Genomic DNA, 15,457 nt, shown 5'->3' on the forward strand with positions numbered 1-15,457 from the left:
GATTTCGCGGACCGTAGCCAGCGAATCCAGCCCGTCCGGCGTTTGAGGACAGCGCGCGAAGCGTGCTTCGGGGGTCTGGGGGCTTGCCCCCAGTTTCGGGAAGGGGCGGGGTGGGGAACAAAGCCCGCCGCAGGCGCACAAGCAGACGTCCCCTCCCGCCATCGTCGGCAGGAGGGGACGTCAGAGGTGAGCGAAGCGTCGGACTACGCGGTGACCTTCTCGCGGGCCGGCGCCGCCGACGTCGCATCCGCCGCGACCGACTCACGCGGCACCGGCAGAACCAGCATCATCAGCGCCGCGATCGCGATCGTGGCCGCCCAGCCCAGCCCGTACTCACCGACGAACGTGCCGGACAGCGGACCGGCGAACCAGTCGCACTTGGTGAAGCAGATGCCCGCGATCAGGGCGACCGCCCACGCGGTCATCGCCTGCCAGCAGAAGCCGCCCGCGTACCAGTAGCGGCTGGTGCGCCCGGTGTCCATCAGGGCCTCCGCGTCGTAGCGCACGGCGCGGACCCGGCGGCGGGCCATGTCGACGGCGTAGACGCCGATCCACGCGGAGAAGGAGACCGCGAGCAGGATCAGGAAGGTGATGAAGGAGCTGAGGAAGCTCTTGGCGACCAGCATCAGCATCAGACCGCCGACCAGGGAGATCACGGCGTTGATGCTGACGGCCATCGCACGCGGCAGCTTGACGCCCATGGTCTGGGCGGTGAAGCCGGCCGAGTACATCGACAGGCTGTTGATCAGCAGCATGCCCACGATCGCGGTGACCAGGTAGGGCACGGCCAGCCACGTCGGCAGGATGTCACCGAGGAAGGAGACCGGGTCCGGCGCCTTTGCCAGATCCGGGGTGGCGACGGCCATGACCGCGCCCATGAGCACCATGGGGACCATCACCAGGCCGGCACCGGAGATCGTCGCGCCGACGATCTTCTTGCCGGACGCGGAGTGCGGCAGGTAGCGCGCGAAGTCGGGGCCGGTGGGCACCCAGCTGATGCCGCCAGCGGCGATCGTGCCGATACCGGTGATCATCATCGCGGTGGTGCCCGCGGGCTTGGAGAAGACCTCGCCCCAGTTCATGTGGGCGATCAGATAGCCGAGCACCAGCACGCTGAAGACGCCGAAGAGGTACGTCGACCACTTGTTGCAGACGTTGAGCGCCTTGCGCCCCATGCCGCTCACCAGGAAGGTGCTGGCGACGAAGAGGAAGAGCGTGATGACGATCAGCGGGGTGTTGCTCTTGATGCCGAAGAGCAGATCGAGGACGGTCAGCACGGCGTAGGCGCCGGTGACCGCGTTGATCGTCTCCCAGCCGAAGCGGGCGACCCAAAGGATCGCGCCCGGGAAGAGGTTGCCGCGGACGCCGAAGGTCGCGCGCGAGAGCATCGCGCCGGGGGCGCCGCCCCACTTGCCGGAGACCGACAGCACACCGACCATGCCGAACGACGCGAGCGCGGCGCACCCGGCGACGATCAGGACCTGCCAGAAGTTGAGCTGGTTGAAGACGACCAGGGCCGCGCCCATGGTGAGCAGCAGCACACTGATGTTGGCGGCGACCCAGGTGGGGAACAGCTCCCGGACGCGACCGTGCCGCTCGTTGTCCGGTACGGGCTCGATGCCGCGGGTTTCTATCGCGCCGTCGGACTCGGCGGGGACGACGTTGTCCATGTGGGGGGCTCCGTGCGGGTGAAGCGGGGCGGCCACAGCGGAAGGGCCGGGGCAGAAAGAGACGCTGCGGACTCTACGCGCGTCACACAGCCACACGCCATCGTACTTTGCTCCAACTTTGGCCAGATAGTGGCTTTGGTCCTCGTTACTTCGTACGAATCCACAGGCTGCGGGCGCGGCGGCGCGAGGGCGGTCCTGTGTCCGATACTGGGGGCGTTATGGAAATCGTCATCCTTGCTGTAGTCATCGCTGTGGTCGCGCTCGGCGCGATCAGCGGGCTCGTGGTCAGCAGCCGTAAGAAGAAGCAGCTGCCGCCGGCCCCGCCGAGCAGCCCGTCCGTCACCGCGCCGCCCGCCGAGCCGCACGTCGGCGAGGAGGCCGAGACCCCGCGCCCCGAGCCGCGCCGCACCGTCGAAGAGGTCGAGCTCCCCGCGGCCGAGGCCCCGGTGGCCGAGCCGGAGGCCGCCGAGCCGGAGGTCCCCGAGGCCCCGGCGGCGCCCGAGGTCGAGGTCCCGGAGCCCACCGCCGGCCGGCTCGTCCGGCTGCGCTCCCGGCTCTCCCGGTCGCAGAACTCCCTCGGCAAGGGTCTGCTGACCCTGCTCTCCCGCGAGCACCTCGACGAGGACACCTGGGAGGAGATCGAGGACACCCTGCTCACCGCCGACGTCGGCGTCGCGCCCACGCAGGAGCTCGTGGAGCGCCTCCGTGAGCGGGTGAAGGTGCTCGGCACCCGCACCCCCGAGGAGCTGCGCGCCCTGCTCCGGGAGGAGCTCGTCGCCCTCATCGGCGCCGACACCGACCGCGTCGTCCATACCGAGCCCGGTGTGGGCGTGAACGGCGAGGAGAAGCCCGGCGTCGTGCTGGTCGTCGGCGTCAACGGCGTCGGCAAGACCACCACCACGGGCAAGCTCGCGCGCGTCCTCGTCGCGGACGGCAAGTCCGTGGTCCTGGGCGCGGCCGACACCTTCCGCGCCGCCGCCGCCGACCAGCTCCAGACCTGGGGCGAGCGCGTCGGCGCCCGTACGGTCCGCGGCCCCGAGGGCGGCGACCCGGCGTCGATCGCCTTCGACGCGGTCAAGGAGGGCATCGCCGAGAACGCGGACGTCGTCCTCGTCGACACCGCCGGCCGGCTGCACACCAAGACCGGGCTCATGGACGAACTCGGCAAGGTCAAGCGCGTCGTGGAGAAGCACGGCTCGGTCGACGAGGTGCTGCTCGTCCTGGACGCCACCACCGGGCAGAACGGCCTGGTGCAGGCGCGGGTGTTCGCGGAGGTCGTGGACATCACGGGCATCGTCCTCACCAAGCTGGACGGCACCGCCAAGGGCGGCATCGTCATCGCCGTCCAGCGCGAGCTGGGCGTGCCGGTGAAGCTGGTGGGCCTGGGCGAGGGCGCGGACGACCTCGCGCCGTTCGAACCGGAGGCGTTCGTGGACGCCCTGATCGGCGACTGAGCAGTCGGCAGGACGCGTTCGCGCACAGACGTCAGGGCCCCGCAGTCACATGACTGCGGGGCCCTGACGCATTCACGGGGGCAAGACGGCAACGCTCAACGGCACAGCGGCGCGCGGTGGCAGACGTAGGCCAGCGTGCCCAGCAGCAGCCGCGCCTGCGGCGGCCGGCCCGCCGTGTCGAGGGTCGGCGGGCGCAGCCAGCGCATCGGGCCGAGGCCCGAAAGGTCGGAGGGCGGCGCGGTGATGTGGTCGCCCGGACCGAGGCAGCGGAGGTCGAGGCGGGCGTCGTCCCAGCCCATGCGGTAGAGCAGCTGGGGGAGTTCGGCGGCGGCGCCGGGGGCGACGAAGAACAGGGCCCGCCCGTGCGGCGTGAGGGCCACCGGGCCGAGCGGCAGCCCCATGCGCTCCAGCCGGGCGAGGGCGTGCCGCCCGGCCGTCCCGTCGATCTCCAGCACGTCGAACGAGCGGCCCACGGGCAGCAGCACGGCGGCCCCCGGCACCTCGGCCCACGCGGCCGCGGCGGCGGCCAGCGTGGCGCCCGCCGGGACGGGCGGGGCGAAGGAGAGCGGATGGGCGCCGGGGTCGGGGCAGTCGGCGGCACCGCAGGAGCAGGCCACGCGCCCGCTGCGGGAGGCGCGGGCGCCCGGGACGACGTCCCATCCCCACAGACCGGTGTACTCCGCCACCGTCGTCACGGTCTCGGACGCGCGTCCGCGGCGCCGAGAGCTCGAGCGCAGGTCCCGGATGCCGCCGATAGTGAAGCCCATGCCCCCTCCAACGGGTCGTGCTCGACGATGGTTACGACTCGGAGTGTCTCGGACACGGACGGTCGCCGAATCCCTCCGTGCGACGGCGTGGCGGTGTGCGGCCCGGGGTGCGCCGCCGTGCGTGCGCCGTGGCGCGCATCGGTCCGACCCGCCCCTGATCGGTATGTGTCAAGTCAATCGCGTAGAGGTGCGGTTGAGTTCATTCCTTGGGGTGGCGAATGGTGGCGTTTCCTGGACTGCCCTCGCGTGATCAGTGATCGTAGGATTACTTTCGGTGCACGGACCTCGGAGATGCACCCGCCGACTCGGATATGTCGGAGGCACGGCCCGTATCGCCGCCCGGCCGAATCACCCCCGGCCGGGGTGGAGCATCGCCGGACAGGCGGCCGCAGTGGGCGGCAAGCTGTTTGCGGTTCACGCACAGATGCAGAGTTCGGGATGGGGGCTTCCAGGTGGGCGGCAACGGCAGCGGGACCGATGGTGCCGAGAAGGCTGAGAAGCGTCCCAACGAGCAGTTGGGTTCCTGGTTCCTGCGCAGCGGCTGGTCCAAGGGCGAGCTGGCGCGACAGGTCAACCGCAGGGCGCGGCAGTTGGGCGCCCACCACATCAGCACGGACACCTCGCGGGTGCGCCGCTGGCTCGACGGCGAGCAGCCGCGCGAGCCGATCCCCAAGATCCTCTCCGAGCTGTTCTCCGAGCGCTTCGGCTGCGTCGTCGGCATCGAGGACATCGGGCTGCGGGCCGCGCACCAGTCGCCGTCCGTCTCCGGCGTCGACCTGCCCTGGGCAGGACCGCAGACCGTCGAGTTGATCAGCGAGTTCTCCCGCAGCGACCTGATGCTGGCCCGGCGCGGCTTCCTCGGCGCCTCGCTCGCCCTCTCGGCGGGCCCGTCGCTGATCGAGCCGATGCAGCGCTGGCTCACGCCCGGCCCCGTCGGCCGGGATCTCCACGGCGCGGCCGACCGCTCCCCGCGCGCGTCCAGGCTCTCCGCGCCCGAGCTGGATCTGCTGGAGTCCACGACCGTGATGTTCCGGCAGTGGGACGCCCAGTGCGGCGGCGGGCTCCGCCGCAAGGCCGTGGTGGGCCAGCTCCACGAGGTCACCGACCTGCTCCAGGAGCCCCAGCCGGAGGCCACCTCCAAGCGGCTCTTCAAGGCCGCCGCCGAACTGGCCCAGCTGGCGGGCTGGATGAGCTATGACATCGGCCTCCACCCCACGGCGCAGAAGTATTTCGTGCTGGCCCTGCACGCCGCCAAGGAGGCCGGCGACCGTCCCCTCGGGTCGTACATCCTCTCCAGCATGGGCCGCCAGATGATCCACCTCGACCGGCCCGACGACGCCCTGGAGCTCATCCACCTCGGGCAGTACGGCTCGCGGGAGACCGCCACCGCGCGCACCCAGGCGATGCTCTACGCGGTGGAGGCCCGGGCGTACGCCAACATGGGCCAGCCCGCCAAGTGCAAGCGCGCGGTCAATATGGCGGAGGACTGCTTCGCCGACTGCGGCGCCGGTGACGACGACCCCGACTGGATCCGCTTCTTCTCCGAGGCGGAGCTCAACGCCGAGAACGCCCACTCCTATCGGGACCTCGCCTATGTGGCGGGCCGCAGCCCCACCTACGCCTCGCTCGCCCGGCCCAAGATGGAGCGGGCGGTCGAGCTCTTCGAGCAGGACGGCGACCACCACAGGTCGTATGCACTCAACCTCATCGGCATGGCCACCGTGCACCTGATGCAGCGTGAGCCGGAGCAGGCCACGGTCCTGGCGGGCAAGGCCCTGAAGATCGCCAAGCAGGTGCGCTCGGAGCGGGTCAACAACCGCCTGCGCAAGACCGTGGGCACCGCCGCCCGTGACTTCGGCCAGGTGCACGAGGTCGTCGCCCTCACCGAGCAACTGGGCATCCACCTGCCGGAATCCGCGGAAGCCGCGCAAGCGGTCTGATCCGGTCGGCCCCATTACGTCCCTCCGATCCCCCCGACCCCGGCCGCGGCGACCCTCCCGTACAGCCCGACTCGGCTCCCCCACGCCAGGTCCGACCGGACGGTCGCCGCGGCCGGTCCGAGCACCCCATGGACCGCCGCGGCAGAGCAACGCAAACGTCGAGGGGCCGGTCACCGCAGTTCATCGGGGTGTAACACCTACGACGCCATCGTCATCCCGGTGAAACAACCAGCCCCACCGGCTGAAACCGCGCTGCGTCAACCTCTTGGCGAAACCCGGCCCGCTGAAAACCCGCCCGTACGGGCCGCCGCTTTCGAGGAGACGTCGCGTGAATGGCGCAGATACCGCATTCGTATTGATCAGTGCCGCGCTCGTGATGCTGATGACACCGGGCCTGGCCTTCTTCTACGGCGGCATGGTGCGGGTCAAGAGCGCGCTCAACATGCTGATGATGTCGTTCATCTCGCTCGGCATCGTCACCGTGCTGTGGGTGCTCTATGGCTACTCGCTCGCCTTCGGTGACGATCTCGGTGCCGGACTGCTCGGCAACTTCGACCACATCGGCCTCAAGGGCATCAGCCCGGAGACGCTGACCGCCAAGGACGGCATTCCGGTCTTCGCGTTCGCCCTCTTCCAGATGATGTTCGCCGTGATCACCCCCGCCCTGATGAGCGGGGCGCTCGCCGACCGCGTGAAATTCAGCGCCTGGGCCCTGTTCATCACCCTCTGGGTGACGATCGTCTACTTCCCCGTCGCCCACTGGGTCTGGCAGCCCGAGGGCTGGCTCTTCAAGCTGAAGGTGATCGACTTCGCCGGCGGCACCGCCGTCCACATCAACGCGGGCATCGGCGCCCTCGCCGCGGTGCTCGTCGTCGGCAAGCGCATCGGCTTCAAGAAGGACCCCATGCGCCCGCACAGCCTGCCGCTGGTGATGCTCGGCGCGGGACTGCTGTGGTTCGGCTGGTTCGGCTTCAACGCGGGCTCGGCGCTCGCCGCCAACGGCACCGCGGCCAACATGGCGCTCAACACCCAGGTGGCGACGGGCGCCGCGATGCTCGGCTGGCTCGCCTACGAGCGCATCCGGCACGGCGCTTTCACCACCCTCGGCGCGGCCTCCGGCGCCGTCGCCGGACTCGTCGCCATCACCCCCTCCGGCGCCGCCGTCAACGCCTTCGGCGCGCTCCTCATCGGCGTGGTCGCCGGAGCCGTCTGCTCCTGGGCGGTGGCGCTGAAGTTCAGGCTCGGCTTCGACGACTCGCTCGACGTGGTCGGCGTCCACCTCGTCGGCGGTGTCATCGGCACCCTGCTCGTCGGGCTCCTCGCCACCGGTGGCATCGGCGGCGCCACCCAGCTCGGCCGGCAGGCCGTCGGCGCCTTCGCGGTGCTGGGCTACTCCTTCACCGTCTCCTGGGTCCTCGCCAAGCTCGTCGACAGGCTCATCGGCTTCCGGGCCGCCGAGGACGACGAACTGGGCGGCATCGACCAGGCGTTCCACGCCGAGACCGCCTATGACTTCAGCGCGGTCGGCGGAGTCTCGACGGTCACCCGCGCCGTCGCGCACACTCCCTCGGAGGACGGACCCGCCGCGTCCGACAACACGCCGGACAACGGCACGGCACAGCACAAGAAGGTGGACGCATGAAGCTCATCACCGCGGTCGTCAAGCCGCACATGGTCGACGAGATCAAGGCGGCGCTGCGGAGCTTCGGCGTGCGCGGCATGACCGTCAGCGAGGCCAGCGGTTCCGGCCGGCAGCGGGGCCACACCGAGGTCTACCGCGGCGCCGAGTACACCGTCGACCTCGTCCCCAAGATCCGGATAGAGATCCTCGCCGAGGACGCCGACACCGACAACGTGGTCGACATCATCGTGAAGACGGCCCGCTCGGGCGACACCGGCAAGATCGGCGACGGCAAGGTGTGGGTCGTCCCGGTCGAGGACGTCGTCCGCGTACGGACCGGCGAGCGCGGACCCGACGCCCTGTAGTGGCGACCCTCCCAGAGCACCCTCAAGGAGTCCTGACGTGACGGACACCGGTTCCCCGGCGACCGGCCCGGAACCCGGCGGTTACGCGGCGGCCCGGCTGCGCCTCCTGCACCAGGGGAGGGCGGCCGGGCCGCCGCGCCGCGCCGCCCTCGCCCGGCTCACCGACCAGTGGCTGGGGGCCCTGCTGGGCGAGACGCAGGGCGTGGCGCTCGTGGCCGTCGGCGGCTACGGCCGCGGCGAGCTGTCCCCCCGCAGCGACCTCGACGTCCTGCTGCTGCACGACGGTTCGGCCGACCTCTCGAAGATCGCGGCGATCGCCGACCGCGTCTGGTACCCCGTATGGGACATGGGCCTCGCGCTCGACCACTCCGTGCGCACCCCGGCCGAGGCCCGCCGGACCGCCGCCGCCGACCTCAAGGTCCACCTCGGGCTCCTCGACGCCCGCCACCTCGGCGGCGACGAGCGGCTCACGGCCGGGCTCCGCGCCACCGCCTACGCCGACTGGCGGGCCCAGGCCCCGGCCCGGCTGCCGGAGCTGCGCGAGCTCGGCGAGGAACGGGCCAGGCACCAGGGCGAGTTGCGGTTCCTGCTGGAACCCGACCTCAAGGAGGCGCGCGGCGGCCTCCGGGACGCCACCGCCCTGCGCGCGGTGGCCGCCTCCTGGCTGGCCGACGCGCCCCGCGAGGGCCTGGAGAGCGCCCGCGCCCTGCTGCTCGACACCCGCGACGCCCTGCACCTGGTCACCGGCCGGGCCACCGACCGGCTGGCCCTCCAGGAGCAGGACCAGGTCGCCACCGCCGTCGGCCTCCCCGACGCCGACACCCTGCTGCGCGAGGTCTACGAGGCCGCCCGCACCGTCTCCTACGCCGCCGACGTCACCTGGCGCGAGGTCGGGCGCGTGCTGCGCGCCCGCTCCGCGCGGCCCCGCCTGCGGCGCATCCTCGGCGGGCGTGGCGGCCGCGGCGGGTTCGTGGAACCGGAGCGCCTGCCGCTGGCCGAGGGCGTCGTCGAGCAGGAGGGCGAGGCGGTGCTCGCCCGTACGGCACGGCCCGAGCGCGACCCCGTCCTGCCGCTGCGCGCCGCGGCCGCCGCGGCACAGGCGGGGCTGCCGCTGTCCCCGCACGCCGTGCGGCGGCTGGCCGCCACCGCGGCCCCCCTGCCCGTGCCCTGGCCCGACGAGGCGCGCGAGGCGCTGATCACCCTCCTCGGGGCGGGCGCTCCCACGGTCGAGGTCTGGGAGGCCCTCGAAGCGGAAGGGATCGTCTCGCGGCTGCTGCCCGAGTGGCAGCACGTGCGCTGCCGCCCGCAGCGCAACGCCGTGCACCGCTGGACAGTTGACCGGCACCTGATCGAGACGGCCGTCGGGGCCGCCGCCCGCGCGCGCGACGTCGGCCGGCCCGACCTGCTCCTCGTCGCCGCCCTGCTGCACGACATCGGCAAGGGCGACCCGGGCGACCACTCGGCGGTGGGGGAGACCCTCACCCGGGACATCGCCGCCCGGCTCGGCTTCGGCCCGGCGGACACCGGGATCCTCGCCACGCTCGTACGCCACCACCTGCTGCTCGTCGAGACCGCCACCCGGCGCGACCTCGACGACCCGGCGACCGTCCGCGCGGTCACCGACGCCGTCGCGCGCACCGACACCCTGGAACTGCTCCACGCCCTCACCGAGGCCGACGCCCTCGCCACCGGGCCCGCGGCCTGGAGCGCCTGGCGGGCCTCGCTGGTGGCCGGCCTCGTCCGCCGCGCCGCGGCCGCGCTCGAGGGCGTCGCCGAATCCCGTACGGAACCGGAGCCGCCGGACTCCGGCCACGAACGCCTGGCGGCCGAGGCGCTGCGCACCGCGGGCCCTGTGCTGGAGCTGCGCGAGCGGCCGGAGGGCGAGGAGCCCCGCGGCGGCGCGGCCCCGGTCGGCGCCGAGCTGACGATCGCCGTCCCCGAGCGCCCGGGAGTGCTGCCCGCCACCGCCGGCGTGCTCGCGCTGCACCGGCTGACCGTCCGCGCCGCGGACCTGCGGTCTGCCGACGGGGTGCTGCTGCTGCGGTGGCGGGTGGCCGCGGAGTTCGGCTCCCTGCCCGAGCCCGTACGGCTGCGGAACGACCTGGTCCGGGCCCTGGAGGGCACCTTGGACATCGTCGGGCGGCTCGCGGAGCGGGAGGCGGCGTACGCCAGGCGGCGCCGCGGCGTGCACGCGCCGCCCCGGGTGACCGTGGTCGCCGGGGGCTCGCGCGACGCGGCGGTCCTGGAGGTACGGGCACAGGACGCCCCCGGTCTGCTGCACCGCATCGGGCGGGCCCTGGAGGAGGCGGGGGTGTGGGTGCGCAGCGCGCACGTGAGCACGCTCGGGGCGAATGTGGTGGACGCGTTCTATGTGACCCGGGCGGACGGCGGGCCCTTGCCGGACGGCGAGGCGACGGCGGTGGCGGAGGCGGTGGAGGCGGCCCTGCGCTGAGCGGAGAGCGACCCGCCCCCGCACGCGCGGGCGTTCCGGCCCCGCCCGTCCCCGTCCGTCGGCGTCTGTTCCGTTTCGCCGGATCCGGTGGGCGAGGACACCCGGTCGGCGGGGCCAGATACTCTGGAGGGCGATTGACCCCGCCCCCGACCCCGAGGACCGACGAGCGCTGTGTTCGATACTCTTTCCGACCGCTTGGCGGACGTATTCAAGAACCTCCGGAGCCGGGGCCGACTGTCCGAGGCGGACATCGACGCCACCGCCCGCGAGATCCGTATCGCGCTGCTCGAGGCGGACGTGGCCCTGCCGGTCGTCCGCGCGTTCATCAAGCAGGTCAAGGAGCGTGCCAACGGCGCCGAGGTCTCCGCTGCGCTGAACCCCGCCCAGCAGGTCATCAAGATCGTCAACGAGGAGCTCATCGGCATCCTCGGTGGCGAGACCCGCCGCCTGCGGTTCGCGAAGACCGGGCCGACGGTCATCATGCTCGCCGGTCTCCAGGGTGCCGGTAAGACCACCCTCGCCGGAAAGCTCGGCTTCTGGCTCAAGGGCCAGGGCCACGCCCCGCTGCTCGTCGCCTGTGACCTCCAGCGCCCCAACGCCGTCAACCAGCTGTCCGTCGTCGCCGAGCGCGCGGGCGTCGCGGTCTACGCGCCGGAGCCGGGCAACGGCGTCGGCGACCCGGTGCAGGTCGCCAAGGACTCGATCGAGTTCGCGAAGTCCAAGCAGTACGACGTCGTGGTCGTCGATACCGCCGGCCGCCTCGGCATCGACGCCGAGCTGATGCAGCAGGCCGCCGACATCCGCGACGCCGTCGGCCCCGACGAGGTGCTGTTCGTCGTCGACGCGATGATCGGTCAGGACGCGGTCAACACCGCCGAGGCCTTCCGCGACGGCGTCGGCTTCGACGGCGTGGTGCTCTCCAAGCTCGACGGCGACGCCCGCGGCGGTGCCGCCCTGTCGGTCGCGCACGTGACCGGCAAGCAGATCATGTTCGCCTCCAACGGCGAGAAGCTGGACGACTTCGACGCGTTCCACCCGGACCGCATGGCGTCCCGCATCCTCGGCATGGGCGACATGCTCAGCCTCATCGAGAAGGCCGAGCAGACCTTCAGCCAGGACGAGGCCGAGAAGATGGCGGCCAAGCTGGCGAAGGGGCCGAAGGAGTTCACGCTCGACGACTTCCTGTCCCAGATGGAACAGGTCCGCAAGATGGGCTCCATCTCCAAGCTGCTCGGCATGCTGCCCGGCATGGGGCAGATCAAGGAGCAGATCAACAACCTCGACGAGCGCGACGTCGACCGCACCGCCGCGATCATCAAGTCGATGACCCCGGCCGAGCGCCAGGACCCCACGATCATCAACGGCTCGCGCCGCGCCCGCATCGCCAAGGGCTCGGGCGTGGACGTCAGCGCGGTCAAGAACCTGGTGGAGCGCTTCTTCGACGCCCGCAAGATGATGTCCCGCATGGCCCAGGGCGGCGGCATGCCGGGGATGCCGGGCATGCCGGGCATGGGTGGCGGCGCCTCCCGCAAGAAGAAGCAGATCAAGCAGGCCAAGGGCAAGCGCCAGAGCGGCAATCCCATGAAGCGCAAGGCCGAGGAGCAGGCCGCGGCCGCGCGCCGCGAGCAGCAGGCGGCCAACCCGCTCGGCCTGCCCGCCGCGGGCCAGGAGCCGCAGAACTTCGAACTCCCCGACGAGTTCAAGAAGTTCATGGGCTGATCCCGTCGCACGACAGCGCAGTGGCCCCCTACGGTCGACCGTAGGGGGCCACTGCGTGGGTTGAGGGCCGGGTCAGACGCGGGCTATGAGATAGCGGAAGACGTTGGGCATCCACACCGTGCCGTCGCGGCGCAGATGCGGGTGGAGGGCCTCGGACAGCTCCTTGGTGACCTGCTCCTCGTCCGTGGCCTCGATCGCCGCGTCGAAGGCGCCCGTCGAGAGCATCCCGCGCACCGCGCTGCCCATGTCCGCGTAGCCGTACGGGCATGCCACGCGCCCCGAGCCGTCCGGGCGCAGCCCGGCGCGGTGGGCGAGGTTCTCCAGGTCGTCGCGGCCGCTCGGGCGCCAGCGGGAGGGCGCGCACATGGGGTCCGCGAGCCGGGCCGCGACCCGGAGCGCCCCTGATGCCGCGCAGCGCTCCTGGGGTCCCCAGCCGGCCAGGACGACGGGGGCGCCGTACTCGGCGCAGGCGGCCGCCTTGGCGAGGGCGCCCGCCAGGTGGTGCGCGCTGCCGCCCGCGCAGTACAGCGGGTCGAAGGCCGTGACGAGGTTGAAGGCCGGAGCGCCGGGCTCCGTGACGGATTCGGGCCCGCCGTGCCCCAGGCGCGCGCCGCGGCCGGAGCGGCTGCCCAGGGACAGCAGCCGTTCGTGGGCGAGGTCGAGCCGCCGCCGGTCGGAGTCGATGCCGCAGACCGTGGCGCCCCGGGCCGACGCCATGAGCAGGGCCAGCCCGGATCCGCAGCCCAGGCTGAGCAGCCGGGTCCGCGAGGAGACCTCCAGCCGTTGGTACACCGCTTCGTAGAGCGGCACCAGCATCCGTTCCTGGATCTCCGCCCAGTCGCGGGCCCGGGAGCCGGGCGACGCAGCGGACGGCAGGTGCCGCCGCACGAGCGTTGGTGTCATCGAAAGCGCCCCAATCCGCCGAGAGACTGTGTGTGCCGAATCGGCCCCCCGATGTGCTGCCGTGCGCGCTGCTGTGAAGCACCCCCGTATGCCAGAGAACTCCGCTTCCGTCCCCGAGTCCAGGGGGTGGCGCGAGAAGGTTCCCGTCCGCCCACGATGGCATGTGCCGGGCGCCCTCGCATGGGCAGCGGGGGCGGCGGCCGACCGGCGCGCGGGGGTGCGCCGGGGGTGCGGGCGCGGGGCCGCGGGGAGGGGATTCACGCTCCGGCGGATCGGCCCCGTACCATTCGCAGCATGGCAAAGGCTCCCATTCTCACCCCCCAGGCGGAAGACTTCCCGCGCTGGTACCAGGACTTGATCAACAAGGCCGAGCTGGCCGACAACGGCCCGGTGCGCGGCACCATGGTCATCCGCCCGTACGGGTACGGGCTCTGGGAGCGCATGCAGCAGGAGATGGACGCGCGCATCAAGGACGCGGGCGCCTCCAACGCGTACTTCCCGCTCTTCATCCCGCAGTCCTACCTGACGCGGGAGGCCGAGCACGTCGAGGGCTTCGCGCCCGAGCTCGCGGTCGTCACGCACGGCGGCGGCAAGGAGCTGGAGGAGCCGGTCGTCGTCCGGCCCACCTCCGAGACGATCATCAACGAGTACTTCTCCAAGTGGGTGCAGAGCTACCGCGACCTGCCCCTGCTGATCAACCAGTGGGCCAACGTGGTCCGTTGGGAGATGCGCCCGCGCGTCTTCCTGCGCACGAGCGAGTTCCTCTGGCAGGAGGGCCACACCGCCCACGCCACCTACGAGGACGCCCGCGACTACGCGGCCCGCATCCACCGCGACGTCTACTACGACTTCATGGTCAACGTGCTCGGCATCGATGTCGTGCTGGGCCGCAAGACGGCCAAGGAGCGCTTCGCGGGCGCCATCAACACCCTCACGCTCGAGGGCATGATGCGCGACGGCAAGGCCCTGCAGATGGGCACGAGCCACGAGCTCGGCCAGAACTTCGCCAAGGCGTTCAACACCTCCTACCTGTCCAAGGAAGGGCAGCAGGAGATGGTCTGGCAGACCTCGTGGGGCGTCTCGACCCGCATGGTCGGCGGTCTGATCATGTCGCACGGCGACGACAGCGGTCTGCGGGTGCCGCCGCGCCTCGCCTCCGTCCAGGCCGTCGTCCTGGCGATCAAGGGCGACGACGCCGTGATCGCCAAGGTCCGTGAGATCGGCGACCAGCTGAAGGCCGCCGGGATCCGGGTGCAGGTCGACGACCGCACCGACACCCCCTTCGGCCGCCGTGCCGTGGACTGGGAGCTCAAGGGCGTTCCGGTGCGGATCGAGGTCGGCCCGCGCGACCTGGAGAACGGCACCGCGATGCTGGCCCGCCGGATCCCCGGCGGCAAGGCGCCGGTCCGCCTCGACGAGCTGGTCGCGCTGCTGCCGAAGGTCCTGGAGGAGGACCAGCAGCAGCTGCTGACCGAGTCGCGCGAGCGCCGCGAGTCCCTGACGTCCGACGTGACGAGCATCGGCGAGGCCGCGGAGGCCGCCGTCGCCGGTGGCTGGGCGCGGATCCCGTGGGCGGACCTCGGCCCCGAGGGCGAGGCCAAGCTCGCCGAGCAGGCCGTGTCCGTGCGCTGCCTGGTCGCCGAGGACGGCTCGGTGCCGGACGCGGACGACGCGCCGGGCACGATCGCGATCGTCGCGCGCTCGTACTGATCACACCGGTACGGGCACATGACGGCGACGACGATGCGCGCCGGGGCGCACGCCCCCTGATGCGCGCTTACTCGTGAGTCAGTACGTCCCATGTTGCGAACGGGTGCGCGGGTTCTCCACAGATCTGCGCACCCGCCCTCGTCAGGACGCATGAGCGTGAAACTGACTGGTACGTGCAAATTATTTGGGATGGCCCGGTATCGGAACACCGGGCCATCCCTGCTCGTTGTCACGACGTGAGCACGACACCACCTGTTCTCGCCGCAGAGCTGGCGCAGGCGTGGGCCGACATTCAGCGGTACCACCCCGAGCTGCCGGATCTAGCCGCGCCCGAATCGTTGATCGGGGAGTCGTCGTCCGCCTGCGGCGCCGAGCTCTCCTTCGAACGGCTGCTGCACGAGGCAGTGCACGGCATCGCGGCCGCCCGCGGTGTCCGTGACACGTCACGTGCGGGCCGCTACCACAATCGCCGGTTCCTGGCGATCGCCGAGGAGCTGGGTCTCGACCACGGGGACGAGCCGCATCCCAGCAGTGGCTTCTCGCTGGTCGTGCTCAATCCGGAGGCGCGCAAGCGCTACCGCCCCACCATCGACAGACTCCAGCGCGCCCTCAAGGCGCACACGGTCGCCACCACCGCCGACACCTCGCGCACCTTCCGGGGTCCGGCCGCGCGACACGGTTCCTCCGGCGGAGGGGTGCGCGTCAAGGCGGTGTGCGACTGCGGCCGTAATGTCCGCGTCGTGCCCTCCGTGCTGGCGCAGGCGCCGATCATGTGCGGCGGCTGCGGTCAGCCCTTCCGCATCCCCGAGGCCGTATCGGTCGGCTGACCTGGAGCGGTGTGGCACAATGGGACGCT

11 protein-coding genes are annotated in these 15,457 nt (G+C 71.9%); 8 read left to right on the top strand and 3 right to left on the bottom strand.

Annotated elements, in window-relative coordinates:
* Positions 1-203 precede the first annotated feature (203 nt).
* Positions 204-1,670, bottom strand: a complete 1,467-nt coding sequence (locus ABD269_RS22050; protein WP_301892036.1) for a purine-cytosine permease family protein — start codon at positions 1,668-1,670, stop codon at positions 204-206.
* A gap of 218 nt (positions 1,671-1,888) precedes the next feature.
* Between ABD269_RS22050 and ftsY the strand changes: the two genes are divergently transcribed.
* A complete protein-coding gene (gene ftsY, locus ABD269_RS22055; RefSeq protein ID WP_301892035.1) occupies positions 1,889-3,124 on the top strand; it encodes a signal recognition particle-docking protein FtsY in 1,236 nt (411 codons plus the stop codon).
* A 95-nt stretch (positions 3,125-3,219) separates the two neighbouring features.
* Here the strand turns inward: ftsY and ABD269_RS22060 are convergent, their stop codons facing one another.
* Positions 3,220-3,891: a bifunctional DNA primase/polymerase gene (locus ABD269_RS22060; protein ID WP_116214108.1), complete on the bottom strand. Its 672-nt coding sequence runs from the start codon at positions 3,889-3,891 to the stop codon at positions 3,220-3,222.
* A gap of 452 nt (positions 3,892-4,343) precedes the next feature.
* Here ABD269_RS22060 and nsdA point away from each other — a divergent pair, with 452 nt between their 5' ends.
* From nsdA to ffh, 5 genes are all read left to right on the top strand, one after another.
* Positions 4,344-5,831: a transcriptional repressor NsdA gene (gene nsdA, locus ABD269_RS22065; protein WP_301892033.1), complete on the top strand. Its 1,488-nt coding sequence runs from the start codon at positions 4,344-4,346 to the stop codon at positions 5,829-5,831.
* A 328-nt stretch (positions 5,832-6,159) separates the two neighbouring features.
* Positions 6,160-7,473, top strand: coding sequence for an ammonium transporter (locus tag ABD269_RS22070; RefSeq protein WP_301892032.1), 1,314 nt, complete (start codon positions 6,160-6,162; stop codon positions 7,471-7,473).
* Entirely contained in the window at positions 7,470-7,817 is a 348-nt protein-coding gene (locus ABD269_RS22075; protein ID WP_116214110.1) for a P-II family nitrogen regulator, read from the top strand. Before ABD269_RS22070 ends, ABD269_RS22075 begins: the two co-directional genes overlap by 4 nt.
* Before the next feature lie 37 nt (positions 7,818-7,854).
* Positions 7,855-10,269 (top strand): [protein-PII] uridylyltransferase, encoded by a 2,415-nt coding sequence (locus ABD269_RS22080; RefSeq protein WP_344120250.1) that lies wholly within the window; start codon positions 7,855-7,857, stop codon positions 10,267-10,269.
* Between the two features lie 171 nt (positions 10,270-10,440).
* Positions 10,441-11,988, top strand: a complete 1,548-nt coding sequence (gene ffh, locus ABD269_RS22085; RefSeq protein ID WP_344120252.1) for a signal recognition particle protein — start codon at positions 10,441-10,443, stop codon at positions 11,986-11,988.
* A 72-nt stretch (positions 11,989-12,060) separates the two neighbouring features.
* On the opposite strand, the gene ABD269_RS22090 is transcribed toward ffh, so the two are convergent.
* Entirely contained in the window at positions 12,061-12,891 is an 831-nt protein-coding gene (locus tag ABD269_RS22090) for a class I SAM-dependent methyltransferase (protein ID WP_301892029.1), read from the bottom strand.
* Positions 12,892-13,185: 294 nt separating this feature from the next.
* On the opposite strand from ABD269_RS22090, the gene proS reads away from it, so the two are divergent.
* Both proS and ABD269_RS22100 read left to right on the top strand, forming a co-directional pair.
* Positions 13,186-14,601 (top strand): proline--tRNA ligase, encoded by a 1,416-nt coding sequence (proS, locus tag ABD269_RS22095; RefSeq protein ID WP_301892027.1) that lies wholly within the window; start codon positions 13,186-13,188, stop codon positions 14,599-14,601.
* Positions 14,602-14,837: 236 nt separating this feature from the next.
* Positions 14,838-15,428, top strand: coding sequence for a hypothetical protein (locus ABD269_RS22100; protein WP_116214115.1), 591 nt, complete (start codon positions 14,838-14,840; stop codon positions 15,426-15,428).
* Positions 15,429-15,457 lie beyond the last annotated feature (29 nt).

The organism is Streptomyces blastmyceticus (assembly GCF_039521185.1).
GTDB classification, from domain to species: domain Bacteria; phylum Actinomycetota; class Actinomycetes; order Streptomycetales; family Streptomycetaceae; genus Streptomyces; species Streptomyces blastmyceticus.